Below are 24716 nucleotides of genomic sequence, written 5' to 3' on the forward strand. Positions count from 1 at the left end.
GCCTATGGTGACAAAAACAGGCACATCACCTGTCAAGGTGGAAAAAAAGCTCCGCTATTCCGGTACTGACTTCTGGATAAAAGTCAGGCATGCAGCAAAAACAGCTGGTCGGGAATTAATTGAGAAGTGTTTGTGGCTCTATTATGCCGCCAGACGGCCGGACACCCCGGCCTGGGCCAAGGCTACTGTCTACAGTGCCTTGGCCTACTTCATTCTACCCACAGACACTATTCCGGATTTTATCCCCGGAGGCTATGCGGATGACCTGGCGGTTATCACCGGCGCTGTTGCCACCATTGCCGGTTATATTGATCAACAAGTAAAAGATAATGCGCAACAACGTCTTGCGCACTGGTTCGGTTGAATACCGGCCAATAAACCTGCCGACCTGACAATCGAGCTAGCGATCAACCAGCACATGCTCCCTGATTAATGTATCGAAATCCTCGCCAGTGAGGATGTTCTGCTCTATCAGAACTTCGCGGATGGTCTGATCCTGTTGCTGGGCATGTTTGGCAATCTCGGCCGCCTTGTCATACCCGAATTCAGGGGTCAATGCCGTCACGATCATCAGGGATTGTTCTACATTGTTGGCCAACTGGGCGGCGTTACAGCCCATACCAGTCAGGCAATAGCGGCTAAAGTAATCCGCACCGGCACCCAACAGTTCAACTGAGCTCAACACGTTATAAATAATCAATGGTTTAAAGACGTTTAACTGCAAATGCCCCTGGAAACAGGCCATGGCGACAGCCGCATCATTACCGATCACCTGAGTGGCAATCATGGTCAGCGACTCAATCTGGGTTGGGTTTACCTTGCCCGGCATAATCGAACTGCCAGGTTCATTTGCCGGTAATTGTATTTCAGCAAGCCCTGCCCTAGGGCCGCTGGCCAGCATCCGCAAGTTATTACCTATGACCATAAAATCAGCGGCGATCAGACGCAACGCGCTACTGACGCGCAACATCGCATTATGCGTCGACAGGGCAGCGAACTTATTAGATGCTGTCACGACAGGCATATCTGTCAACTCCCGCAACTGCGTTATCACGGCCTCCTGCCACCCATCCGGCGTGTTCAACCCGGTACCGACGGCTGTACCACCAATAGCTAACGGCAACAGATCCTGCTTTGCCTGCTGCAGTTGTTTCAGACTGAAGTCCAGCTGTGCAACATAACCGCTGAACTCCTGGCCCAATGTCATGGGCGCCGCATCCATCATATGGGTTCGCCCCACTTTCCACTGCGCTGAGAATTCGTGCTGTTTTTTGGCCAGGGCATCCCGGAGAGTTGTCAAATTTGGCAGCAGCACTTTTTCCAAAGCTGACAGGACGGCCAGATGCATAGCAGTTGGAAACACATCATTCGATGACTGGGAACGATTGACGTGGTCATTTGGATGAATCGGCGTTTTCTCGCCGCGCTTGTGGCCCGCCAGTTCATTGGCACGGTTGGCAATCACCTCATTCATATTCATATTGCTCTGCGTACCACTGCCACTTTGCCAGACGGGCAGCGGGAACTGCTCATCATGCCTGTGACTCAGCACTTCGTCACAGGCCGCAACAATCAGTGAGGCCTGCTCGGGCTGCAGTTCAGCAAGTTCCAGATTGGCCATAGCGGCAGCCTTTTTTACCAGAGCAAGTGAGTGAATGACGCCGCGAGGCATTGAGTAGCCAAGATTGGGAAAGTGTCCTATTGCCCGTTGCGTTTGCGCACCCCAAAGTGCGTCTTCAGGAATTTGAATCTCTCCCAGGGAATCACTCTCAGTTCTAGATGTCATGCCAATTTCTCCCTTTTCATTGACTAGCATGGACCAATAACAGAGGTACTGCGACGTTTTCAAATTAAGCATTCACAATCTGAGTAATAACTCAGATTAATAATGTGGACACGTATGATCTCCCATAGAGCTCATAACGTAACTTCATCATCATCAGTACAATTGACCAGATCGTCAGAATTGATCAATTATTGTCCACTTTGTTTATTTTCGACGATGACAGTTAAATAGGTATTGTTATTTTAAATTGAATTTTCACTCTTAACATGCTAAAAGTAATAATAATTTTTGATGTATCAATCAGGCGAATAGTCATACTGGGAGCCACCATGATTTTTACGACAGAAGATCTACGTTATTTAGTCATCAGAGAAACGCTCTGTTATCTTAACGAATGGACCGCCGCCAAAGAAAATCTTCTGGTTGGCACTGCCGCGCAGGAATCCGGTCTCGGCGGATGGCATCAAGGAAAACGCGTTGGTCTCTACCGTATTACACCAGCCAGACACCAGGCCGTCTGGGACAAATATTTGATCCATCACCCGCACATGGCCAGTGAAATCCGTGGACTGGCAGGCCAGCACAGTTTCCTGAAGGATCCCCATGCAGAGTTGATTACAAATCTCAAGTACGCCACGGCCATTGCCTGGATGATTTATCGTCGCTCGGAGCAGGCACTACCTGAGGCCCATGATATCAAAGGACTGGGAGCATACTGGTTACGTCACTTCCACCCGAAATACCCAGGTTCCCCTGATGATTTCGTGACTAGCTACGCATTGTTAATTGAGGATAGACCGCAGGCTGCAGCCTGATTGATAAACAATAGTCACGAATAGGCAGGCGATTATTTCTTCTTGACGTGTTTCATTAACCGTCTTTTTTTGGCTAACTGCCGAGTCGTTAGTTGGTTCTTCTTTCCCGCAAACGGGTTTTCTCCCGAACGAAACTCAATTTTGATCGGTGTGCCCTGCAGGTCGAGAGCCTTGCGAAACGCTTTTTCCAGGTAACGGGCATAGTGACTGGGCACATCCGCTGTCTGATTACCATGTATGACGATCAACGGCGGATTTTGTCCACCCGCATGGGCATATCGGAGTTTGATGCGACGCCCCCTCACCAGTGGTGGCTGATGCTCAATCACAGCATCTTGCAAAATCCGGGTGAGACGGTTGGTTCCCAACTTGTCCGTTGCCGAGGCGTACGCCTTCTCGATGGATTTGTAGAGATGCCCAACACCAGTCCCATGAAAAGCCGATATAAAATGAATATCCGCAAATTCGACAAACCTCAGGCGACGCTGTAATTCTGTTTTGATCCTGGCCTTGGCATCAGCATCCAGACCATCCCATTTGTTGACCGCCACCACTAATGCTCTACCTGACTCGATCGCAGTGCCCATAAGATGCATGTCCTGATCGACAAGCCCCTCATGAGCATCAATCAGCAACACCACCACATTGGCATCTTCAATCGCTTGTAGCGTTTTTACGATGGAGAATTTCTCCACCGTCTGAGAAACATTTTTACGACGCCGGATACCCGCAGTATCAATCAACGTATAGGATTTTCCATCCCGCTCGTAGTCGATATAAATGCTGTCACGGGTGGTGCCCGGCAGATCAAAAACAATGACGCGGTCCTCGCCGAGCAGGCGGTTTACCAAGGTGGATTTACCCACATTGGGACGACCGACAACGGCAATCTTGATACGCCGCTCTATCTCAGCATGAATCGCTTCCTCTAACTCGGGAAAAGGCTCGAGTACCGTTTCCATAAGGTGCCTGACACCGCGCCCATGGGTAGCTGTGGTGGGAAATACATCCGAAAAACCAAGTTCGTAGAATTCAGCGATGGCGACATCGGCGTTTACCCCGTCAATCTTGTTGGCTACCAGATAAACCAGACGGCCCTTTTCACGAAGGTAGGTCGCTAAACGCCGGTCAACGGGTGTCAGACCATCCCGGCTATCCACGATAAGCAACACAGCATCTGCTTCATCAACAGCCAGCATCGACTGTGCTGCCATCGCCGTGTCGATACCCTCCTCTTCTCCTGTTATACCGCCGGTATCAATCAACATATATCGACGGCCAAACATTTCCCCTTCACCATATTTACGGTCTCGGGTTAATCCCGGGTAATTGGCAACAAGGGCATCGCGGGTTTTCGTCAGGCGGTTAAAGAGCGTAGATTTTCCTACATTAGGCCGTCCAACCAGAGCAATTACCGGAATCATTTATTTATACCCATCGATGGTTTCTGAGTTCGGCAAACGGCTATTGGCAACACCAGCATACAACTGGCTGGCAAGAACTGCCTGTGTATAGATGAGGGGCTGTATCAAACAGAAAGCGACATTTAAATCGCGGCTTCAATCAATCTGATAGGCCGTCAAGCCGCCGTCGTTATCCTGTACATAAAGTTTCTGTCCGTCAGCAATCATCGGAGCAGTAACACCAGCGCCATCAACTCTGGCCCGTGCAACAAATCGGCCGTCAGTTTGCGATAGCAAGTGGAGATAACCATCCCCATCAGCGACAGCCAAATAGCCTTCAATGGTAGCCGGGCTATTCAATTTGCGAAGTCTCAGTTGGTCATTGCTCCAGACTGTCTGCCCACTATTACCCCTGATTGCACGCACTTCATCGTCTTTCTGCACTGAATACACTTGCCCAAGACCGTAGGCCAGATCATGCACTGTAGAGGAATCCTGGTACCAGATTCCACGACCTGAAGCCTTTGCAATAGCACCAATTCGCCCCTGATAAGATGAAGCATAGATCACTTCATCCACCAGCACTGCACGACCATCAATATCAATCAGTCGCTCAAGCTCAGTTCGACCCTGGGGGATAGCCAGCCGATTCTCCCAGAGTAGAGAACCGGAGTCAGCTGCAAGCGCAACTATTTTGCCATTGGCGAATCCCGCAATCAGCATCTCGTCTGACAGAACAGGGGGACTGGTGCCTCGCAGGGTTAAAATGGGGGAATCAATTTCATACTGCCATCGATTTTCACCATTGGAGGCATGTAAACCCACCAGCTTTCCATCATGACTTTGTACGACAACGACATCGGCATTGACTGCCGGAGAGGACAAAACCTCACTTGTTACCCAGGCACTCCATCTTTGCTCACCCGTGTCGGCTTCCAGCGCAAATACATCACCATCTGTGCCCGCTACGACTAACAGGTTACCACCGAGGCCAACTCCACCAGCCAGTGGTGTATCGAGGCTTTTTTTCCAAATCTGCTTACCGGTGTCCGCATCAACTGCAACAACGTTACCATCACTATCTGCGGCATAGATAACACCAGCGGCCAAGACCGGACGAATCCCGCCGTTGATAGACCTGTACTCACCCAAGCTGTTGGTCGACCACAGTTTGGTTATTTTTACTTCCTGTTCAAAAGCAACAAGTGCCGCCGGGCCGGTCTTTTCCGACCCATCGCCAGCACTACCGAGTTTTTTTAAGGGTGCACAACCTGAAACCAGCAATGAGGCAAGAAAAAGGCATAACAGGTTTCTCATTCGCTGTCCTCCGAAGAAGCGCCCATCGAATCAACCTCGTTTACTGAGGCCGGGGCCACATGTCTCAGCTTCAGCTCGATGATAGAACGGCTTTGGTTGTCATTTTGCGCAACGGACTGCAAAGCCTGCAGGTAAGCACTGTGCGCCGAATCCCGATCATTTTTCATCAGATAAAAATCACCTCGTGCTTCGGCATAGGCACTGGTCATCGTTTTCGCATCTTTGCTTTTCAGCCTTTCTATCGCGACATCTAAATTTCCCTGAGCAGCTTCAATACGTGCCAGTCGCAGCCCAATCACCAGTGAAAGACCCTCATCGGCTCCTTTTTCTGCCCACTGTAACTGTTCAGTAGCTGTTTCAAACTCGCCATCCTCGACAGCCAGCCTGGCCAACAACATGGCACCATAACGGGCATACTGCGTTCCTGGATAATCATTTTTCAACTGAACAGCCAGATCGCTGATTTCATCTTTTTGGCTGTCATTGAGTTGCTTACCAGGATCAACCAACGCTGTATCCATCATTTGCTGATAGATGACAGAGGCAGCCTGCGCCGTTTTCTCACTATAGCCTTTCCAGAATTCCCACCCGAAATAACCACCGGCAGCCAATACGACAACGACAATCGTGGAGAGACCATTTTCTCTAAACCAGCGTTTAAAACTTTCAAGCTGTTCCTCATCACTGAGATGTTCCGCCACAACTAGCTCCCGTTATCCAAAAAAATACGCTTTAAAAACGCCACTGCACTATCAATGGCAATGCTCTCCTGCGGCCTGTCTTCACGCAGAAACTTAACCGTAATGCTATTGTTTGCCACTTCATCCTCACCGAGGATCAGAGCCACCAACGCGCTACTCTTGTCAGCTTTCTTCATTTGCGCCTTGAAACCACCGCCGCCACAGTGGCTTAGTAGGCGCAGCTGTGGGCTCTGGCTCCGCAGCTCTTCACCCAATTGCATGGCTTTACCCTGCACGTCACCCACTGCAACCAGATAGACGTCCAATTGCCGGGCGATACTATCCGGCACCACACCAGCCGCGTCAAGCAACAATACCAACCGCTCCAGCCCCATGGCAAAACCAACGGCGGGAGTGTGTTTGCCACCTAATTGTTCAACCAGGCCATCATAGCGACCACCGGCACAGACGGCTCCCTGGGCCCCCAGCGCATCGGTGACCCACTCAAAGACAGTCTTGCCGTAGTAATCAAGTCCTCTGACCAGGCGACTATTTATCTGATAGGGCACAGCAGCCTGATTGAGCAATGTCTGCAATTGCTGAAAATGAAGCAATGATTCATCATCCAGAAAATCATCCAGAATGGGCGCGCTATCTAGGACTGTTTGAACTGCCGGGTTTTTACTGTCGAGAATCCGCATCGGGTTGCTGTGCAGTCGCCGCTGACTGTCCTCATCGAGACTGTCCTTGTGTCGCGTCAGGTACTCGACCAGCGCATCGCGATAGCGCGCTCTCGATGTATTGGTGCCGAGAGAGTTGATCTGAAGGGTAACCTGCTGGTCAATACCGAGCTGCTGCCAAAGTCGCCATGTCATAGCCAGCAATTCGGCATCGATATCGGGACCATCAAGGCCAAACACTTCGACACCTATCTGGTGAAACTGTCGCAGGCGCCCTTTTTGTGGACGCTCATAACGGAACATCGGTCCCTGATACCAAAGGCGTTGGGTCTGATTGTAGAGTAGACCATGCTGTTCACAGGCACGAACACAGCCCGCTGTGCCTTCAGGGCGCAGGGTAAGACTCTCACCATTGCGATCATTAAAGGTGTACATTTCCTTTTCGACAATGTCAGTCACCTCTCCTATCGAACGCTTGAACAGATCAGTCGATTCAATGATTGGAAAACGAATTTCCCGGTAACCATATCGTGCCAGTAAATCCGCAACCGAACGCTCGAGATATTGCCAAACAGGTGACTCTTCGGGGAGCAGATCATTCATACCCCGAATGGATTGCATTTTTTTCATCAGGATTTCGCTATCAGGTTTTCTTGTTGTGCCGCTTTGAGGGCAGCTTTGTTGCGAATTAAGTTTTCAAGCTCATCCACTAAATTGTTCTGGGAAAGCTTCTGGCTTGGCTTGCCATCGATATAAACCAGGTTGTTGGGCGTACCTCCAGTCAGGCCTACGTCGACTTCCTTTGCCTCTCCCGGACCATTGACGATACAGCCGATAACGGCCACATCTATCGGAGTCGTAATATCTTCAAGGCGCAATTCCAATTCGTTCATGGTTTTGATGACATCAAAGTTTTGCCGGGAACAGCTGGGGCAGGCAATAAAGTTAACCCCTTTGCTCCGCAATCTGAGACTCTTCAGCATGTCCCAGCCGACCTTGACCTCTTCAACCGGATCGGCGGCAAGCGATACACGGATCGTATCACCGATACCATCCATTAAAAGCAAACCGAGGCCGATAGAGGATTTAACCGTACCACCTCGCAGACCGCCCGCTTCAGTGATGCCCAAATGCAGGGGATTATCAATCAGGGTGGCAATTTTTCGATAGGCAGCCACAGCCATGAAAATATCTGAGGCTTTCAGGCTCAGCTTGAAGTTATGAAAGTTCAGGCTGTCCAGAATCTCGACATGCCTCATCGCGGACTCAACCAGTGCATCCGGCGTCGGCTCACCGTATTTTTTTTGCAGATCTTTTTCCAGCGAGCCGGCATTAACACCAATCCGGATAGGAATATTCAGATCCCGTGCTTTATCGACTACAGCCTGAACCCGTTTTTCCCGTCCTATGTTACCCGGGTTTATGCGCAGGCAGTCCACCCCTAGATCCGCCACTCTGAGAGCAATACGATAATCGAAGTGAATATCAGCCACCAAAGGTACCGCAACCTGTTTGCGGATAGCGCCAAATGCTTCGGCTGCCTCCATAGAGGGCACGGAGACTCTGACAATGTCAGCACCTGCGGCAATCAACCGGTTGACCTGTGAAACGGTGGCCGCAACGTCAGTGGTTTCTGTATTCGTCATGCTTTGAATGGTTATAGGCGCATCACCACCCACCGGCACATTACCCACCATAATCTGACGTGATTTTCTTCTTACAATGGGTGACAGGGATTGCATAACCTTTCAGTTTTCCAGATCAGATTCAAGACCGACATTAACGAAAGCCGTGTTGTCTGCAGCGATATTGGATACCGGCACCACTTTACCACCGTAATGAATTTCTACACCCTGCGCAAAACCCAGATTCACTTTAAAAGGTGCATCGCCGGTTACCTCGAGCCGTGTTCCCGCAGGCTGGAGGTCAGCAAGCAAGAGATCGCCAGAGGCATCGAATACTTCCACCCAGCTCTGTTTTGTGACGTTGAGTGTCATCGTCTGCGGGCTATCCTGTTTACCTACCGCAACGGCTGACTCGTTGACTTCCTGGTCCATCGTTGAGGCCATTGCCGGTTTCATACTGAGGACAGTGGATTTTGCTGAACCGAGCAGCGGTTTACTGCTGTCCAAAAAAGGTAATTCGATTTTATCGGCCACCTGAATAACCAGCAGTAATGCAATCACAACCAAAATGGTAACCACCGTCGAGGGAAAGACGTTTTTCAGGAAACGGCCGATTTTATTTGGTGCCGGTGGGAATTTTATAGCGGGCTCACGTTGATGAATACCCTGCTCACTCATTGACTGTTCAAGACATGCCAGCATATCCTGGTCGGGAAGGCCCAGCAGAGCACAGTAGGTTTTGACGTAACCCTTAATGAAAAGGGGCGACGGCAAACGATCGAAATCATCATTTTCCAGTGCATTCAGAGTCGCCCTCGTTATACCCATGCCGGCAATGATGTCCTCAACACTCAGTCCACGTTCCTTTCTGGTCCGGCGCAGGACTTCCCCGGGTGAAGACTTTTCCGGCACAGGTTGCTGCAATGGTTCTTCGCTAAGGTTTTTGCTCATCATTTAACCAGTTTTTGTATTCCTGATTCTCCCGTGAATCCGGATAAAGGTTTCTCAACGCCAGCCCCTGACTAGCCTCTGCATCCCTGTTACCGAGCTTATCCGCAAGCCTGACACCTAGCCAAAGGCCCCGGGGAGTAGGACTGTTTCTAGTACTGTTATAATGATTTAATCGTTGTTGTGCCAGCAGATAGTCGCCCCGCCTGAAAGCCAGATCAGCTAACTCAATATGTGCCAGAGCCATTCGCGAATCCAGATCCAGTGCTTTCTCAAAAGCAGCTTCTGCCTCTGCCAGCTTGTTGAGCTGTAGTGCCGTCACACCAACCTTGAGAAAAAGCTCAGCCCGCCTGGGGTAACCGAGATCTTCAGAGCCTTTCAGAAACTGATCATAGGCATCTTCGAAGCGATCCATGTTCAACAGGAACATACCGTAATTATTGCGCCCCCGGGTAAATTTCGGGTCGTAACTCAGTGCCTTCCGAAAATGGCTCTCTGCTTCTTCGAACTCTTTTTCCTGTTGATACAACAGTGCCCAGGCATCGTGCACAGCAGGAGAACTACTGTCTACTTCCATCGCTTTGTTGAGATGGAAACGGGCGCGCTCGTGATCCCCTCTTGTCAAATACCCCATGGCGAGATCAAGACGATTTTCCAGTACCTTCTGCTTATCGACACCGGCACCATTTTTTGCCGTCGCACAACCGACGGAAAGGAGCACAGCCAGCAGCCCGACAATAAAAAATACCGAGGACAATTTCAGCTTCATACGCATGCCGTCTGTGACCCGCTTGACGTTATAATCAACCCACAAACCTCACGGGCGCTACTTGCTGTTCTTGTTGATAGCGTTGACTGCGGCGGGTCCTGTCGTTCACCGTACCGGCAAGCTGGCCACAGGCTGCTGCAATGTCGTCTCCGCGAGTTGTTCGGACAGTCACGGTATACCCCTCCTGATGAAGGATATCCCTGAAACGATTCAGTGCGGTATTGGTAACTCGCCTGTAGGACGAACCGGCAAACGGGTTAAACGGAATTAGGTTGATTTTGCAGGGAATATCTTTCAGCAATACGGCCAACTCCCGCGCATGCTCATCGCGATCATTTATCCGGTCCATCATCGTATATTCAATAGTAATCTTGCGGCGCACGTCAGGCATCTTGTCAAGGTAGCGACGGGCGGAGTCAAGCAACATGGCAATTGGGTATTTTTTATTGATCGGCACCAACTGGTCGCGCAATGCATCGTTGGGGGCATGAAGAGAGATGGCCAGCGAGACATCCGAAACATCGCCGAGGCGATCCAGTGCCGGAACGACACCTGATGTGCTCAAGGTCACCCGGCGCTTTGACAGTCCATAGGCATTATCGTGAAGCATCAGCCCCATGGCGTCGACCACGTTCTCAAAGTTGAGTAGCGGCTCACCCATACCCATCATGACAACATTACTCACTACCCGGTCTTTTCCGGCACCCAGGGAATCAAAAGATTTGGCAGCTATCCAGACCTGCCCAATAATTTCCGCAGCCGTCAGATCACGGTTAAACCCCTGTTTCCCGGTTGCACAAAAGCTGCAGTCCAGCGAACAACCCACCTGAGACGAGACACAGAGCGTGCCTCGATCCTTTTCCGGTATAAAAACTGTTTCGATACAGCTGCCACCAGCAACGCGAATCAGCCATTTTCGAGTACCGTCCGTGGAATCCTGCTGGGAAACCACCTCCGGAGCGCGAATCTCGGCAACTTGCTTGAGTCTCTCCCGCAGGGGTTTTGACAGATTGGTCATCTGATCAAAGTCATCCACACCCAATTGGTGTATCCACTTCAATATTTGCGAAGCACGGAAGGGTTTTTCTGCCAGCGTATTAACAAAAAAGTCTGACAATTTTTCAGCAGAAAGCCCCAGCAGGTTGGTTTTCAACCCCTGGGGCTCAACGGCGGTATTGACGTCGGCAAGAATTGGGCTCATGGCTTATTCTGCTCGGCGATACCGGAAATGACAGAAACTAGCGTGGGCAAATTTCACCATCATTAAAGAAATAGGATATTTCACGGGCAGCAGAGGCCGGTGAATCTGAGCCGTGCACGGCATTGGCGTCGATCGATTCGGCAAAGTCTGCACGAATAGTGCCCGCTGCCGCTTCTTTCGGGTTCGTTGCGCCCATAAGGTCGCGGTTAACCATCACGGCATTTTCGCCCTCAAGCACCTGAATCATGACGGGGCCAGAGGTCATAAAACCCACCAAATCGGCATAAAACGGGCGCTCCTTGTGCTCTGCATAAAAGCCACCAGCTTTTTCTTCGGAGAGGTGCATCATTTTTGCCGCAACGACTTTCAGGCCGGCCTTTTCAAACCGTGAATAAATCTGACCAATAACATTTTTGCTCACAGCATCAGGCTTGATGATGGAAAGGGTACGTTCTATAGCCATTTAGGGTCTCCAAAAGATGGCGGCAGGTAAAGAAGCGAAAAGGGTCGCAAAATACGACCGTACACGTCTGTTTAAAAAGGCGCCATTTTACGCTTTGGTACAAAGGGTTACAAGAAAGAGCCAAAGTAAATTCCGATTCCTCTGGAAACTCAGGCAGCCAGTAATTTGGTAAAACGATCACAGGAAATGGGCATACTAAAGTGGGCACCCTGATAGGAATGGCAACCCAGCTCCCGAAGTATCTCAAGAGCTTCCGGTGTCTCGACACCTTCCGCAGTAACTTTCAAACCATACTGCTTTGACACAGCCATGATCGCTTCCACGATACCCCGGCTCTCGGGATCGCGATGAATATTTCGAATAAACTCACGATCGATCTTCAGCTGGTCAAACGGCAGACGCTTCAGGTAAATCATGGAGGAGTAGCCAATGCCGAAATCATCAATTGAAAACATGGAGCCCAGCGACTTGATCGCCTCCATTTTGCGAATAGCCTCATCCACATCTTCAATGACCAGATTTTCAGTCACTTCGAAATTGAGGAAGCTCGGGTCTATGTTGTAACTGTTCATGCTGTGCTGGACGATATCCAGCAACTGGGGATCGCGAAACTGGCGTGGGCTGATATTGATGCCGAGCCGCATGTGGTCTTGCCAGATACCCTGATCAATAAAATTCCTGATGTACTCACAAGAGGTGCGAATGACCCACCGACCCACATCTACGATCAGACCGGAAGATTCAAGTACCGGAATAAACTCCGAAGGCATATTGGTTATTTTATCTGAATTCATCCAGCGCAATAGCGCCTCACCACCCAATAACTGCCCTGTCTCAACTGAAATTTGCGGCTGAATATAGAGCACGAACTCGTGGTTATCCATGGCCTTGCGCAACCGGGTATTCATGCCAATTTGGCGCTGCGCTTTCTCCGTGATGCACGGATCAAAAAAAGCGATACTGTTGCGGCCCTTGCGCTTGGCTTCGTACATGGCCGTATCGGCAAACTGCAGGACACGTTCGGCACTGATGCTGCTGTCCGAAACAAGCGCGATACCGACACTTGCGGTCAGTATGACTTCATGGCCATCGAGAAACAGTGGACTGGCAACCATTTCACCCAGCTTCTCGGCCAACGACTGCGCACTCCAGGCAGCTTTTGACAAGTCATCAGCCAGGTGGGGAATAAAAAGCACGAACTCGTCACCACTCATACGGGCGAGCACGTTACCCCCCGTGACCAGGCGAGACAGCGCCTGACCAATCTTCTTGATTACCTGATCCCCCACAGCATTGCCCCAAGAATCATTAATATCCTTGAAGTGATCAAGATCGACAATCATCAGGGCACCGCATACCGGCTGGTCGCGATGGTGATCCAGATACTGACTGATGGACTGAATCAGCAATTGACGATTGGGCAAACCGGTAAGACTGTCATAGTAGTGATCCCTGGCAGACGCTTCCCAGGGCTTGACGCCCGGGTTGCTGTCGCCTCCGTCGTCGATGATGACGGCGACGCCGTCATAAATATCGCTGGTGGGTAATATCACATCGGGGGAGCTGACCTCGACTGATTCGGCACCGGTGACGGACAACTCCGGCTCACTGACAGAAGGTGAAGCAACCTCGTCGGTCAGCTCCCGAGTGTGCAGCATCACCACCAGCTCTCTATTGTCGTCACCCACATAAACAATACTGACTGCCACGGTTTCGGTACGACCGGGACATGACCAGTCCAGCTTTTCAGTACGGTCCCGCAGGGCTTTTTTCAGTTGTAACTTGAGATCGACAAGCGCGGTGGATTCGTCACCGGTGATGCTATCCACTGAAGCGCCCACCAGCTGCTTGAGGTCGCAGCCCAGCAGGGCAAGTGCATGTTTGTTGGCATCGATACAGACGCCGTAAGCAAAGAAAAGGGTGCCGTAGGGAACTGATTCAACCAGTACTTTATAAAGCTCTTCTTTTGAGCTCATTAACACCCCTTGCTAGCATATTGAAGCTGTGGTTCATTCTAATCGAGTTCTTCAATCCATGCCATCTGGATGGCTTCAAGGATTTTTTCACCGCAGTGGGCCGGATCATCATCGAACTCATCCAGCGCCAGCACCCAATCTCGCAAATCGACAAAATTCACAGCACGGGGATCCACATCGGGCCGGGCTTCCGATAACTCAATCGCAATATCGATTACATCCGTCCACTTCATCGACACCATCATCCTCCAGCACTAATGCTGTTCCGATACCATATTTATCGTGTATTTGGGTATTTCTACAACCAAATCCCGGTCAGTCACAAGCGCCTGACAACTGAGGCGCGAATCAGGCTCTACACCCCAGGCTTTATCCAGGTAATCCTCTTCCAGCTCATCGGCCTCTTCAAGCGCATCAAACCCCTCGCGGACATAGACATGACAGGTCGTACAGGCACAGGACATTTCGCAGGCATGCTCGATCTCCAGACCATTGCGAAGTGCCGCTTCGCAGATACTCTCGCCCGGGTTCGCCTCAATAACAATACCGTCGGGGCAAATCGTCTGATGGGGCAGAAAAACCAGCCTGGTCATATCATTCGCCCCTGTCGATTTCGTCGATACTGTGGCCAGCCAGGGCTTTTTTGATACTGGCATTCATCCGCCTGGCAGCAAACTCCTCGCTGGTTTTCGAGACTATTTCAACATGCCGGGCTATGTCACGGTGCCTGCCACTGTTGCGGACTCGACCCAGATCCTCCAGAGCCACCTCGAGACAATGGTACTCCCTGTCATCCAGCAGGGCTTTGCCATCCTGCGTCAGGGCAGCGCTGAGGTCTTCAAAGAGACGATCCGCCTCAACCTGCTGCTCCCTCAGTGCACGCAACTGCATATCGTCTTTGGCATGCGTATAGGACTCGCGCAACATCCGGGTGACCTCATCATCATTGAGCCCGTAGGAGGGTTTCACATCCACATGGGACTCCACACCACTGACCAGCTCCCGCGCTGACACACTGAGCAACCCGTCGGCATCTACCTGAAATTTGACACGGATCTTTGCCGAGCCAGCAACCATTGGCGGGATATTACGAAGCTCAAACCGCGCCAGTGAGCGGCAATCCGAGACCAGCTCCCGCTCGCCCTGCAGCACATGAATTGCCATCGCTGTTTGGCCATCCTTGAACGTGGTGAAATCCTGGGCCTTTGCAACGGGAATAGTGGTATTGCGATAGATCATTTTCTCCATCAGCCCGCCCATGGTTTCAATGCCCAATGACAGCGGTATCACATCAAGCAACAGGGTTTCATCACCGGGCCTGTTCCCCACCAACACATCGGCCTGCAGGGCCGCGCCAACGGCAACGACCTGATCCGGATCGACGTTCAGAAGAGGCTCCCGACCAAACACCTCACGCACCCTTTCCTTGACTCGATGAGTGCGGGTAGAACCACCCACCATGACGACATTGTCGATATCCGTTGCCTGAACACCGGCGTCGCGCAGTGCTCGCTTGCATGCCTGGAGCGTTTTAGCGATCAGCGGATCAATCAGTTCGTTTAACAGCGAACGGCTCACAGAACCCTGCCAATCTGCCACGCTCACCGGGGTCTGCTCGGAGACTGACAATGCTTCCTTGGCATTGCGCGCCAGCTTTAATAACTGGCGTTGCTGAAAGGGATCAAGATTATCACCCAGGTCCGCCTGCTCACCGATCCAACCGGCCAAAGCGCGATCAAAATCATCACCACCGAGGGCTGAATCACCACCTGTGGACAAAACCTCAAAGACACCTCGGGATAATCTCAGAACAGAGATATCAAATGTCCCACCACCCAGATCATAGACAGCAATCAACCCTTCTCCCTGTTGGTCAAGACCATAGGCAACGGCCGCCGCAGTAGGCTCGTTAAGCAAGCGCAAGACTTTCAATCCGGCTAACGTGGCAGCATCCTTGGTCGCCTGACGCTGCGACTCATCAAAATACGCGGGAACCGTAATCACGGCACCATCCAGGGGGCCACCGAGGGCGGATTCAGAACGCTCAACCAGGATTTTAAGGATTTCTGCCGACGCAGCGACAGGGCTTATGTCGCCAGCACAGGTTCTGAAATTTGGCATCCCGGCACTGCCAGAAACCAACTCGTAGGGCAGTTGAGTACCCAAGCGCTTTATATCTTCCGCGCCACGCCCTATAAATCGTTTAACGGAAACCAGTGTGTTAAGTGGATCTTCAACGAGAGCATCGTAGGCTTGAGTACCGACTGCGACAGCACCATTTGCCTGATAGCGAACAACGGAGGGTAGAAGTTGATTGCCGGCACTGTCCGTCAGTAGCTCGGGAGTACCACTTCGCACAGTAGCCACCAGCGAATTGGTGGTGCCGAGATCGATACCGACTGCACGCCGATGCTGATGGGGTTCTGGTGACTGACCAGGTTCAGAAATCTGTAGCAGGACCACAATGATTTACCACTCAATAATCGTCTAGTTCATGTTCAAGCTGCTCAATTTCTTTCAAGAGCTTATAAAAAAATTGCATCCTGGCCACTGTATCAGCGGCGCTGTGCACATCGGCCCTGCTGTATTGCTCACTGAATTCACGCTGCAATGCTGCATAGTGGCTTGTCGCGTGGTTGGCCACCTCCTGCAAACTGGCCTCCGAATCATCTGCCTCGCGAACCTCGGCAAGGGCCTCCCTGAGGGACATTTGTTCCATCAGAAAATCGGGATCCAGCGTCGAGAGCAACTCATCCCCATGGTCAGCCCCCATCATTCCCAATAGATATTCGGCCCGTTGCAACGGTGATTTCAGTTCACCGTAGGCCTGGTTGACAAACGTCGTGTATTGTTCCGAGAGGCGCCTTTCACGGGCAGTCTTGGCCACGTGTCGATCCGGGTGAAATTGTCGCTGCAAATCGTGATATCGCTCACTCAATTGCCTGAGATTGATGTCGTATTCGACAGGCAGCCCAAATACCTCAAAATAGTTATTGGTGATATCCACGAAGAGATTCCGGTTATAACATCGGGCTGCTGACAGCAGTGAACAGGGATGGCACCAAATAATGCCGTTCAATCATTCTGTGCAAAGCACTCTAGATATGGAAGCTTTCGCCGCAACCACACTCTTCTTTGACATTGGGGTTTTTGAACTGAAAACCCTCATTGAGTCCTTCCTTGACGAAATCCAGCTCGGTACCGTCCAAATAGGTCAGGCTTTTCGGATCGATAAACAGTTTTGCCTCACCACAACTAAACACCTGATCGTCTTCACCCTGCTGATCCACAAACTCCAGAACATAGGAGAGCCCTGAGCACCCGGTGGTTTTAACACCCAGGCGAATACCTACCCCATGCCCGCGGTGCGACAAATGCCTGATGATGTGTTGTTCAGCGGCGGGGGTCATCGTAATTGCCATTACTTTTCTCCAAGACCATGTTCTGCCTGTTCGGCACCCATCTCCCGTTTGCGACGCACATCACCAACAGCGGCCTTGATCGCATCTTCTGCCAATACAGAACAGTGAATCTTGACCGGGGGCAGTGCCAGCTCCTCTGCAATTTGGGTATTCTTGATTTCAGCGGCCTGTTCGAGGGTTTTGCCCTTGACCCACTCGGTCAGCAGGGAACTGGAGGCGATCGCCGAACCACAGCCATAGGTCTTGAATTTCGCATCTTCAATGATACCGAGATCATTCACCTGGATCTGCAAGCGCATGACATCACCACAAGCCGGAGCACCGACCATGCCGGTCCCGACATTACTGGATTTGTCGTCCAGCTTGCCGACGTTGCGGGGATTTTCGTAATGGTCCAGAACTTTTTCACTGTATGCCATGATTCAACTTCTCAATGTTAATGTGCGGCCCATTCGACCTGACTGAGATCGACACCGTCTTTAAACATGTCCCAAAGCGGGGATAACTCACGCAATTTGATAACCGCCTCACGGACTTTGACAATCGCATAATCAATTTCTTCAGCGGTAGTAAAGCGGCCAATGGAAAAGCGAATAGAGCTGTGCGCCAACTCATCGTCAAGCCCCAGCGCCCGCAACACATAGGAGGGCTCCAGGCTCGCTGAGGTACAGGCAGATCCGGAAGAAACGGCTAGGTCCTTCAACGCCATGATCAACGACTCACCTTCGACAAAGGCAAAACTAACATTTAAATTGCCCGCAATGCGCTGCTGCATCGAACCATTGAGATGCACCTCGTCCAGGTCACGAATGCCATCCCAAAGACGATTGCGCAGCGCCAGTACCCGTTTGTTTTCCTCAGCCATTTCGTCTCTGGCTATCCGGAAAGCTTCGCCCATACCGACAATCTGATGGGTGGGCAGCGTACCGGAGCGCATGCCCCGCTCATGACCACCGCCGTGGGTTTGCGCCTCAATGCGCACACGCGGTTTGCGCCGGACATATAGGGCGCCGATTCCCTTTGGGCCGTAGGTTTTATGAGCAGAGAATGACATTAAATCCACGTTTATTGCCTGCAGGTCAATCGACTGCTTGCCGGTACTCTGGGCGGCGTCCACATGAAAAAATACCTTCCGGTCACGACAGATCTCACCGATAGCGGCAATATCGTTAATCGTGCCAATCTCATTATTGACATGCATTAGCGAAACCAGCGTCGTATCTTCACGAATGGCATCGGCGACGACCTGCGGCTGAATAATGCCGTCAGTATCAGGATCGAGATAAGTCACCTCGAAGCCCTCACGCTCCAACTGCCGGCAGGTATCCAAAACAGCCTTGTGCTCGATTTTTGAAGTAATAATATGCTTGCCCTTCTTCTGATTGAAGTGGGCACAACCTTTAATCGCCAGGTTATCGGCCTCGGTGGCACCAGATGTCCAGATAATTTCCCGCGGGTCAGCATTAACAAGCTCTGCCACTTGGCTCCTGGCCGCTTCGACTGCCGCCTCTGCCTGCCAGCCAAAGGCGTGCGAACGCGAGGCCGGATTGCCAAAGATACCGTCATTGGTAAGGCACTCTGACATCTTGGCAGCCACCCGTGGATCAACCGGCGTGGTAGCAGAATAATCGAGATATATAGGCAGTTTCATGCAAAGACTCCTAGACTTTTGCGCAGCCTGAATTGGCATCAGCTTGATCGCTCTGGCGCAACATGACGACTTGCACATCCTGTTGATGGACCAGACTATCCAAGGAAATACCGCTGAGGAAACGATGAATTTGACGGCTCAAATCGTCCCAGAGATGATGAGTCAAACAGATATCACCGTTGTGGCAATTACCCTTGCCACTACAACTGGTCGCATCAATCGACTCATTTACAGCATCAATGATTTCAGCAACACTGATGGCATCACTGGCTCGGGCCAGACAATAGCCACCACCGGGGCCGCGAACACTACTCACCAGATTGTTCTGACGCAATTTGGCAAACAATTGCTCCAGATAGGAAAGCGAAATTTCCTGCCGTTGAGAAATGTCTGCCAGACTAATTGGCCCGCATTCATTATTTAACGCCAAGTCCAGCATCGCTGTGACCGCATATCGACCACGAGTTGTCAGCCGCATAATGTTTTTCTCGCAATAACGAATTAAAAATTCAAGTGCGGCCATTATCTAAAAACCAAGTATTTTAGTCAACTAAACAACATACTGTTTTAGTAGGTTATGTCATCATAGATTGAAACGTTATGAATCGGTTTTCTTCTGCACGGCGCACTGCATGCGATGTACCGCATTCTGAATTGAAGTGAGTACGCCACGGAGAATCGACAATTCCATTTCATCCAGCCGGATTCGGCCGTACAGGCGACGCAAGCGGGTCATGGTTTGCCGGGGATTTTCACGGTCATGGAAGCCGAGATCAACCAATGCCTGCTCCAAATGCCGAAAATATAACTCGAGATCTTCCGCCCTGGCAGGGGGCATATCCCAATCCGGCAATGCAGGCGATTCACTCTGAGCTGCCGACAATGACGCCATTCGTACTTCGTAGCACAACACCTGAACAGCCGCAGCCAGATTCAACGAACTGTATTCCGGGTTGGAGGGGATGTGCACATGATAGTTACACTTTTGCAGCTCCTCATTGGTGAGCCCGCGGTCCTCCCGGCCAAAAACGATCGCCACATCGTGGTGTGCCGCCTCCAGCCAGACGCGTTCGCCACACTCACGGGGGTCCAATAACGGCCAGGGGATACGACGCTCACGGGCACTGGTGCCCACCACCAGACCACAACCGGCTATCGCCTCATCAAGATCGTCGACGACAATCGCGTTATCCAGCACATCGACGGCATTGGCCGCCCGCCATACTGCCCGGTCAGCGGGAAAGTCCCTGGGCGCGACCAGATACAGCCTCGATAATCCCATATTCTTAATGGCGCGGGCAGCCCCGCCGATATTTCCGGGATGAGTGCTATTAACCAGCACAATACGCACGCTATCAAAATGACTCATAGGGGTTCCAGCAGGCGAGATCGAAAAAACTTTCCGAGCTGTTCAATAATGTATTACCCGGCAACTGTTTGCCGGAGGCGCGAATTCTAGCAGCATGAGGACACGAATTCACCGCTTTTACCCTCCCCGCCCCTATCCCTCTCTGGTACAATGCCGCGCTTTACCCAGACTGGAATCTTTTACGATGGAACCTATGGTCAATATCGCCCTCCGCGCTGCACGTAAGGCCGGTGAAATGATCGCCCGTGCCACGGAACGAGTGGATCTGATCAGGATTGACGAGAAGGGCCGCAACGATTTCGTCACCGAAATTGACCATGCTGCAGAAAAGGAAATCATCTACCATCTTCGCAAGGCATTCCCGGATCACACCATCCTTGGAGAAGAATCAGGACTGCTTGAAGGGGACAATAATGACTACCAGTGGATTATTGATCCACTGGACGGCACGACCAATTTCATTCACGGCATCCCGCATTTTGCAGTATCCATTGGCTGTCGGCACAAAGGCCGCCTTGAACACGGTGTCGTTTTCGATCCGATGCGCCTCGAGGAATTTACTGCCAGCCGTGGCCACGGCGCATTTCTGAACGGCAAACGTCTGCGGGTATCGGGCCGGGTTGGACTGGCCGGCGCAGTGGTTGCAACAGGCATACCCTTCAACCAGCCATCAATCGCGTTTATGGAACCCTATCTCGCCTGTTTGTCCGATCTGGCCAAAGAGTCGTCGGGTATCAGACGCCTCGGGGTTGCCTCGCTAGACCTGGCCTATCTGGCTGCTGGCCGTTTCGATGCTTTCTGGGAAATGAACCTGAAGCCTTGGGATATTGCGGCCGGTGTATTGCTGGTAAAAGAAGCGGGCGGGCTGGTCAGCGATTTCAGGGGTGGCAACGGATTCATGGAGAGCGGAAATATTGTCTGCGCATCACCGAAACTGTTTAAACCAACCCTGCAATTGGTGCAAAAACATCTTGGCTTTCTGGAGAAACCAACAACCGCCTGACAACAGACTACAATCCAGACGCAGGCGGTGAGACACGCGGGGCAACATCACTTTTCTTCGAACAACATAGCACTATCGATCCCCTGTTTTTTGAGGATTTCCCGCAACCTGCGCAAAGCCTCAACCTGAATCTGACGCACCCTTTCGCGGGTTAACCCCACCTCAATACCCACTTCTTCAAGGGTTGCAGAATCATAACCGGAAAGGCCAAAGCGGCGCATAATCACTTCCTGCTGCTTGTCGGTAAGCTGGGACAACCACAGGGTCAGGGCATCATGAATGTCGTCATCCTCAGCTAATTCTTCGGGATCGTTGGGATGCTCATCTTTCAGTGTATCAATCAACATCCTGCCGTCGTCACCGCCCATCGGCACGTCGGCTGAGCTGGTCTTTTCATTGAGCCGGAGTATGCGCGATACCACATCGACACCTTTATCCAGTGAGCGGGCGATTTCCTCGGCAGTTGGATCGTGATCCAGCTCCTGCGCGAGTTTACGGGAGGCCTTCAGGTACACATTGAGCTCTTTGACCACATGTATAGGCAAACGAATCGTACGGGTCTGATTCATCAACCCGCGCTCAATGGCCTGACGAATCCACCAAGTGGCATAAGTAGAGAAGCGGAAACCCAGTTCGGGATCAAATTTTTCAACGGCACGCATTAACCCGAGATTGCCCTCTTCGATCAGATCCAGCAACGACAAACCCCGATTGATGTAACGGCGGGCAATCTTCACCACCAGACGCAGGTTGCTTTCAATCATTTTTTTACGGGCAGCGTCGTCACCTTTCCTGAGCGCCCGAGAATAAAAAACCTCCTCCTCAGCTGAGAGAAGGGGCGCATAGCCAATTTCTTTTAGATAAAGACTCGCCGCATCCAACACTTCTTTGTGACTGTGAACAGGAATCGTTTCAGCCTCGATCGCTTCTTGATCGGCATCTTCAGGGTCGAGAAAATCATTATCGTCTGACACAATCTGGCGTCCTTGTTCTGCAAAAAATTCTTAACATCCAATAAGCACAACAATCAATATTTCCACTTGAATTATTTCAACGGAAAACACTACACAGCTAGATTAACGCGTTGTCTCTCATTAGGCTATGCTCGTCTCATCCAGGGGCAATTCCCCAACAAATATGCAGCGCACATCAACGCTTGTTGAACAATCACTTCCGTGGAAGATAGTTCAGTGGATTTACCGGTTTACCTTTTTCGCGTATCTCAAAATAAAGCCTTTTACTATTCGCCGGATCACCACCCACTTCTGCGATTTTTTCACCCGCTTTTACCGTTTGCCCCTCTTCCACAAAAATTCGCCGGGAATGGGCATAAGCACTGAGAAATTCCTCACTGTGCTTGACGATAATGAGCTCCCCATACCCACGCAGACCACTGCCTGAATAAACCACCACCCCGGGTGCCGCAGCCACCACCGCCTGGCCGGAATGACTCTCTATATCAATTCCCTTGAACAACTCTGTACTATTGAAATATCGGACCACACGCCCTTGCGTAGGCCACTGCCAGCGCCAGACGGAAGGTAACGCATCAGGGAGCTTCGGCGCAGGCTTAATCACTTTAACTGGTGGCGGAGAACCTTTTTTTTCTGTCGAGGGGGGAACAGTCGTGGTCTTCGGTTGTTTTTTTACCGGAGGGGCAGCGCTGACAACCGGTGGAAGACGATTGGTATCCAACGTAAGCCGCTGACCACGATAAATGGTATAGGGTGGCGACAAGCCATTGGCGCGAGCAAGTTTTTCCAGATCTTTTTCGTAACGCCAGGCAATGGCAAAAAGTGTTTCGTCACTTGATACCTCATGAAAGTTGATTTTCTGGCTGGGCGGCGGCGGACGCTGGTCCACAGGAGCCGGCGGTGGTGCATGGCAAGACGATACCAGGAAAAATCCGACACAGAGGAGAAATAAATGCAGTCTGATACCTCGGCAAGACGGATAGATCAAACAGTCATTCCCCCCTCTAATGTCACACCTCTCGATTCAGAGCTTCTTGCGTTGCTGACCACCAAGGTATTCCAGACCCAGAACCAAAAGCAAGCCCGCGAACATCCAGAGTGTTGCCATCAATGTCTTGGGGTCCAAACCTGTCACACGGGCAAATTCTGCCGGCAGCAACAATCGGGACGATAATATGGTTTCACGGCCACGGCTATCAATGATCACCTCCAGTGTCTCCCGCCAGGGCCAGACAATATACAGCGAGCCAAGAAGAAATCCCGTCAACAGGGCAATGGTGCACGAATGATAATGACGCAGAAGCCAGGACAGAAAGCGAGAAAAAACCATCAGGCCCGTCACGCACCCCAGCATGAAAATCAATATAATCTGCCATTGAAAACCGCTGATCGCGTCAATCATGACAGGATACATACCCAACAGCAGCAGGATGAAGCTACCGGAAACACCCGGCAGGATCATCGCACAGATGGCAACAGTTCCCGCCATAAAGACCATCAGCCAGTCGGTCGAACCCTGGATCGGGGGCGCCAGTGAAACGCCAAGGGCCATCAGGGTCCCCAGCCATAAAAACGTCCATTCCTGCCACCGCAGACGGGGCAACTGACGAAATATATAAACGATGGACGCGACAATCAGACCAAAGAAAAAGGACCATACCAGGATTGGCTGACTCTCAAGAAGATGGCTAACCAGCGAAGCAAAAGACGCAATGCTGAGTAAAATGCCACTGAACAGTGCCAGCAGGAAATTGCCATTAATAGCCCGCCAAAATGCGGTGGGACCTTCATTTTTCAGCAATTTCAGTGAGTGGAGATTAATCGAGCGGATTGAGTCCAGCAAGTCCTCATAAATACCGCTAATGAAGGCAATCGTTCCGCCGGAAACCCCAGGCACGACATCTGCGGCTCCCATCGCCATACCTTTCAGGAAAAGCAACAGCCAGTGTTTAAATAAAACCATCAAAAAGTCCGGAAAGGTTAACGGCTAAGGCCACTGAGCAAGGGCACAAACCGCACCTGCTCAACTACTCGCTCTTCAAAATTTGCGCTATCCCCTTGCCGAGTAATAACCCTTAATTCCTGAACCTCTCCTGAGCCGACGGGAATCACAAGAACACCGTCGGGGGCCAACTGATGCAGCAACTCATCGGGCACCATATTGGGGGCAGCCGCACTGAGAATGCCATCGTACGGCGCATTTTCCGACCAGCCAAAGCCACCGTCACTGTGGGCTAATCGCAAATTTCTAAGCCCAAGCAGGCGCAACCGAGCCCGCGCTTTATCAATCAGCGGTTTAATGCGCTCGACGCCGTATACCTGGTCGACCAGCTGGGCAAGTATCGCTGTCTGATAACCGGAGCCAGTGCCAATCTCAAGCACCTTGCGGCGCGGCCCCAGGGATAAAAGCAATTCTGTCATCAGCGCAACAATGTAGGGCTGGGAAAGGGTTTGCCCATAGCCTATCGGAAGTGCCGTATCTTCATAGGCACGATGCGATAGGGCTTCGTCGAGAAATAAATGGCGGGGGGTTACACGCATCACATCCAGGACTCGCTGATTCGAGACACCCTGCTCCTTGAGCCGCTGAATAAGGCGTTCACGGGTCCGCTGAGAGGTCATACCAATACCACC

General features: G+C 51.3%; 27 protein-coding genes. 3 read left to right on the forward strand and 24 right to left on the reverse strand.

Going from position 1 to position 24716, the window contains the following annotated elements; translation table 11 throughout:
• The first annotated feature begins 4 nt into the window (after window positions 1-4).
• Window positions 5-364 (forward strand): YkvA family protein, encoded by a 360-nt coding sequence (locus QZ516_RS10620; protein ID WP_297189398.1) that lies wholly within the window; start codon window positions 5-7, stop codon window positions 362-364.
• A 36-nt stretch (window positions 365-400) separates the two neighbouring features.
• On the opposite strand, the gene QZ516_RS10625 is transcribed toward QZ516_RS10620, so the two are convergent.
• Window positions 401-1786 (reverse strand): class II fumarate hydratase, encoded by a 1386-nt coding sequence (locus tag QZ516_RS10625; protein ID WP_297189401.1) that lies wholly within the window; start codon window positions 1784-1786, stop codon window positions 401-403.
• Window positions 1787-2115: 329 nt separating this feature from the next.
• Here QZ516_RS10625 and QZ516_RS10630 point away from each other — a divergent pair, with 329 nt between their 5' ends.
• Window positions 2116-2601, forward strand: a complete 486-nt coding sequence (locus QZ516_RS10630; RefSeq protein ID WP_297189403.1) for a hypothetical protein — start codon at window positions 2116-2118, stop codon at window positions 2599-2601.
• Window positions 2602-2633: 32 nt separating this feature from the next.
• Here QZ516_RS10630 and der read toward each other — a convergent pair whose 3' ends face one another.
• The 19 genes from der to trmJ form a co-directional block, all read right to left on the reverse strand.
• Window positions 2634-4025, reverse strand: coding sequence for a ribosome biogenesis GTPase Der (der, locus tag QZ516_RS10635; RefSeq protein WP_297189406.1), 1392 nt, complete (start codon window positions 4023-4025; stop codon window positions 2634-2636).
• 135 nt (window positions 4026-4160) lie between these two features.
• The gene (gene bamB / locus QZ516_RS10640; RefSeq protein WP_297189409.1) at window positions 4161-5321 is read right to left on the reverse strand and encodes an outer membrane protein assembly factor BamB; all 1161 of its coding nucleotides are present in this window, start codon (window positions 5319-5321) and stop codon (window positions 4161-4163) included.
• Window positions 5318-6022, reverse strand: a complete 705-nt coding sequence (locus QZ516_RS10645) for a tetratricopeptide repeat protein (RefSeq protein ID WP_297189412.1) — start codon at window positions 6020-6022, stop codon at window positions 5318-5320. Before QZ516_RS10645 ends, bamB begins: the two co-directional genes overlap by 4 nt.
• A 2-nt stretch (window positions 6023-6024) precedes the next feature.
• Window positions 6025-7311: a histidine--tRNA ligase gene (gene hisS / locus QZ516_RS10650; RefSeq protein ID WP_297189417.1), complete on the reverse strand. Its 1287-nt coding sequence runs from the start codon at window positions 7309-7311 to the stop codon at window positions 6025-6027.
• Complete coding sequence (gene ispG, locus QZ516_RS10655; RefSeq protein ID WP_297189420.1) at window positions 7311-8423, reverse strand: flavodoxin-dependent (E)-4-hydroxy-3-methylbut-2-enyl-diphosphate synthase; 1113 nt, start codon at window positions 8421-8423, stop codon at window positions 7311-7313. The genes hisS and ispG overlap by 1 nt, the downstream gene beginning before the upstream one ends.
• 6 nt (window positions 8424-8429) lie before the next feature.
• Window positions 8430-9260, reverse strand: a complete 831-nt coding sequence (locus QZ516_RS10660) for a RodZ domain-containing protein (protein WP_297189423.1) — start codon at window positions 9258-9260, stop codon at window positions 8430-8432.
• Complete coding sequence (gene pilW / locus QZ516_RS10665) at window positions 9241-10023, reverse strand: type IV pilus biogenesis/stability protein PilW (protein ID WP_297189426.1); 783 nt, start codon at window positions 10021-10023, stop codon at window positions 9241-9243. The genes QZ516_RS10660 and pilW overlap by 20 nt, the downstream gene beginning before the upstream one ends.
• A 34-nt stretch (window positions 10024-10057) precedes the next feature.
• On the reverse strand, window positions 10058-11224 hold the full coding sequence (gene rlmN / locus QZ516_RS10670; protein WP_297189428.1) for a 23S rRNA (adenine(2503)-C(2))-methyltransferase RlmN: 1167 nt from the start codon (window positions 11222-11224) through the stop codon (window positions 10058-10060).
• 37 nt (window positions 11225-11261) lie between these two features.
• Entirely contained in the window at window positions 11262-11687 is a 426-nt protein-coding gene (gene ndk / locus QZ516_RS10675) for a nucleoside-diphosphate kinase (protein WP_297189431.1), read from the reverse strand.
• Between the two features lie 149 nt (window positions 11688-11836).
• Window positions 11837-13663, reverse strand: coding sequence for an EAL domain-containing protein (locus QZ516_RS10680; RefSeq protein ID WP_297189434.1), 1827 nt, complete (start codon window positions 13661-13663; stop codon window positions 11837-11839).
• A gap of 38 nt (window positions 13664-13701) precedes the next feature.
• Window positions 13702-13902 (reverse strand): Fe-S cluster assembly protein IscX, encoded by a 201-nt coding sequence (gene iscX, locus QZ516_RS10685; protein WP_297189748.1) that lies wholly within the window; start codon window positions 13900-13902, stop codon window positions 13702-13704.
• Window positions 13903-13917: 15 nt separating this feature from the next.
• Window positions 13918-14256, reverse strand: a complete 339-nt coding sequence (fdx, locus tag QZ516_RS10690) for an ISC system 2Fe-2S type ferredoxin (RefSeq protein ID WP_297189437.1) — start codon at window positions 14254-14256, stop codon at window positions 13918-13920.
• A gap of 1 nt (window position 14257) precedes the next feature.
• Complete coding sequence (hscA, locus tag QZ516_RS10695; RefSeq protein WP_297189440.1) at window positions 14258-16126, reverse strand: Fe-S protein assembly chaperone HscA; 1869 nt, start codon at window positions 16124-16126, stop codon at window positions 14258-14260.
• Between the two features lie 13 nt (window positions 16127-16139).
• On the reverse strand, window positions 16140-16670 hold the full coding sequence (gene hscB / locus QZ516_RS10700) for a Fe-S protein assembly co-chaperone HscB (protein ID WP_297189443.1): 531 nt from the start codon (window positions 16668-16670) through the stop codon (window positions 16140-16142).
• 91 nt (window positions 16671-16761) lie between these two features.
• Window positions 16762-17085: an iron-sulfur cluster assembly protein IscA gene (gene iscA, locus QZ516_RS10705; protein WP_297189445.1), complete on the reverse strand. Its 324-nt coding sequence runs from the start codon at window positions 17083-17085 to the stop codon at window positions 16762-16764.
• Window positions 17085-17504 carry a Fe-S cluster assembly scaffold IscU gene (gene iscU / locus QZ516_RS10710; RefSeq protein ID WP_297189450.1) on the reverse strand — a complete coding sequence of 140 codons (420 nt, stop codon included), beginning with the start codon at window positions 17502-17504 and terminating at the stop codon, window positions 17085-17087. Before iscU ends, iscA begins: the two co-directional genes overlap by 1 nt.
• Before the next feature lie 17 nt (window positions 17505-17521).
• A complete protein-coding gene (locus QZ516_RS10715; RefSeq protein WP_297189451.1) occupies window positions 17522-18736 on the reverse strand; it encodes an IscS subfamily cysteine desulfurase in 1215 nt (404 codons plus the stop codon).
• 10 nt (window positions 18737-18746) lie between these two features.
• Window positions 18747-19214 (reverse strand): Fe-S cluster assembly transcriptional regulator IscR, encoded by a 468-nt coding sequence (gene iscR / locus QZ516_RS10720; RefSeq protein ID WP_297189751.1) that lies wholly within the window; start codon window positions 19212-19214, stop codon window positions 18747-18749.
• Window positions 19215-19334: 120 nt separating this feature from the next.
• A complete protein-coding gene (gene trmJ, locus QZ516_RS10725) occupies window positions 19335-20105 on the reverse strand; it encodes a tRNA (cytosine(32)/uridine(32)-2'-O)-methyltransferase TrmJ (RefSeq protein WP_297189454.1) in 771 nt (256 codons plus the stop codon).
• A gap of 184 nt (window positions 20106-20289) precedes the next feature.
• Here trmJ and QZ516_RS10730 point away from each other — a divergent pair, with 184 nt between their 5' ends.
• Window positions 20290-21108: an inositol monophosphatase family protein gene (locus QZ516_RS10730; protein ID WP_297189457.1), complete on the forward strand. Its 819-nt coding sequence runs from the start codon at window positions 20290-20292 to the stop codon at window positions 21106-21108.
• Between the two features lie 47 nt (window positions 21109-21155).
• Here QZ516_RS10730 and rpoS read toward each other — a convergent pair whose 3' ends face one another.
• The 4 genes from rpoS to QZ516_RS10750 all read right to left on the reverse strand — a co-directional run bounded on the left by rpoS (window position 21156) and on the right by QZ516_RS10750 (window position 24704).
• Window positions 21156-22082, reverse strand: coding sequence for an RNA polymerase sigma factor RpoS (gene rpoS / locus QZ516_RS10735; RefSeq protein ID WP_297189461.1), 927 nt, complete (start codon window positions 22080-22082; stop codon window positions 21156-21158).
• Window positions 22083-22275: 193 nt separating this feature from the next.
• Window positions 22276-22971: a peptidoglycan DD-metalloendopeptidase family protein gene (locus QZ516_RS10740; protein ID WP_297189463.1), complete on the reverse strand. Its 696-nt coding sequence runs from the start codon at window positions 22969-22971 to the stop codon at window positions 22276-22278.
• A gap of 135 nt (window positions 22972-23106) precedes the next feature.
• A complete protein-coding gene (locus QZ516_RS10745) occupies window positions 23107-24045 on the reverse strand; it encodes a DUF368 domain-containing protein (protein ID WP_297189466.1) in 939 nt (312 codons plus the stop codon).
• 17 nt (window positions 24046-24062) lie between these two features.
• Window positions 24063-24704, reverse strand: a complete 642-nt coding sequence (locus QZ516_RS10750; protein ID WP_297189469.1) for a protein-L-isoaspartate(D-aspartate) O-methyltransferase — start codon at window positions 24702-24704, stop codon at window positions 24063-24065.
• Window positions 24705-24716: the final 12 nt, after the last annotated feature.

This window comes from uncultured Porticoccus sp., assembly GCF_913061305.1.
GTDB lineage: Bacteria > Pseudomonadota > Gammaproteobacteria > Pseudomonadales > Porticoccaceae > Porticoccus.

What these genes read in the sequence shown, in the direction of transcription:
- QZ516_RS10620 (WP_297189398.1), top strand. Translation starts at nt 5, where the DNA reads ATGGTGACAAAAACAGGCACATCACCTGTCAAGGTGGAAAAAAAGCTC.
- QZ516_RS10625 (WP_297189401.1), bottom strand. Translation starts at nt 1,786, where the DNA reads ATGACATCTAGAACTGAGAGTGATTCCCTGGGAGAGATTCAAATTCCT.
- QZ516_RS10630 (WP_297189403.1), top strand. Translation starts at nt 2,116, where the DNA reads ATGATTTTTACGACAGAAGATCTACGTTATTTAGTCATCAGAGAAACG.
- der (WP_297189406.1), bottom strand. Translation starts at nt 4,025, where the DNA reads ATGATTCCGGTAATTGCTCTGGTTGGACGGCCTAATGTAGGAAAATCT.
- bamB (WP_297189409.1), bottom strand. Translation starts at nt 5,321, where the DNA reads ATGAGAAACCTGTTATGCCTTTTTCTTGCCTCATTGCTGGTTTCAGGT.
- hisS (WP_297189417.1), bottom strand. Translation starts at nt 7,311, where the DNA reads ATGAAAAAAATGCAATCCATTCGGGGTATGAATGATCTGCTCCCCGAA.
- ispG (WP_297189420.1), bottom strand. Translation starts at nt 8,423, where the DNA reads ATGCAATCCCTGTCACCCATTGTAAGAAGAAAATCACGTCAGATTATG.
- QZ516_RS10660 (WP_297189423.1), bottom strand. Translation starts at nt 9,260, where the DNA reads ATGATGAGCAAAAACCTTAGCGAAGAACCATTGCAGCAACCTGTGCCG.
- pilW (WP_297189426.1), bottom strand. Translation starts at nt 10,023, where the DNA reads ATGAAGCTGAAATTGTCCTCGGTATTTTTTATTGTCGGGCTGCTGGCT.
- rlmN (WP_297189428.1), bottom strand. Translation starts at nt 11,224, where the DNA reads ATGAGCCCAATTCTTGCCGACGTCAATACCGCCGTTGAGCCCCAGGGG.
- ndk (WP_297189431.1), bottom strand. Translation starts at nt 11,687, where the DNA reads ATGGCTATAGAACGTACCCTTTCCATCATCAAGCCTGATGCTGTGAGC.
- QZ516_RS10680 (WP_297189434.1), bottom strand. Translation starts at nt 13,663, where the DNA reads ATGAGCTCAAAAGAAGAGCTTTATAAAGTACTGGTTGAATCAGTTCCC.
- fdx (WP_297189437.1), bottom strand. Translation starts at nt 14,256, where the DNA reads ATGACCAGGCTGGTTTTTCTGCCCCATCAGACGATTTGCCCCGACGGT.
- iscA (WP_297189445.1), bottom strand. Translation starts at nt 17,085, where the DNA reads ATGGCAATTACGATGACCCCCGCCGCTGAACAACACATCATCAGGCAT.
- iscU (WP_297189450.1), bottom strand. Translation starts at nt 17,504, where the DNA reads ATGGCATACAGTGAAAAAGTTCTGGACCATTACGAAAATCCCCGCAAC.
- QZ516_RS10715 (WP_297189451.1), bottom strand. Translation starts at nt 18,736, where the DNA reads ATGAAACTGCCTATATATCTCGATTATTCTGCTACCACGCCGGTTGAT.
- iscR (WP_297189751.1), bottom strand. Translation starts at nt 19,214, where the DNA reads ATGCGGCTGACAACTCGTGGTCGATATGCGGTCACAGCGATGCTGGAC.
- trmJ (WP_297189454.1), bottom strand. Translation starts at nt 20,105, where the DNA reads ATGAGTCATTTTGATAGCGTGCGTATTGTGCTGGTTAATAGCACTCAT.
- QZ516_RS10730 (WP_297189457.1), top strand. Translation starts at nt 20,290, where the DNA reads ATGGAACCTATGGTCAATATCGCCCTCCGCGCTGCACGTAAGGCCGGT.
- QZ516_RS10745 (WP_297189466.1), bottom strand. Translation starts at nt 24,045, where the DNA reads ATGGTTTTATTTAAACACTGGCTGTTGCTTTTCCTGAAAGGTATGGCG.
- QZ516_RS10750 (WP_297189469.1), bottom strand. Translation starts at nt 24,704, where the DNA reads ATGACCTCTCAGCGGACCCGTGAACGCCTTATTCAGCGGCTCAAGGAG.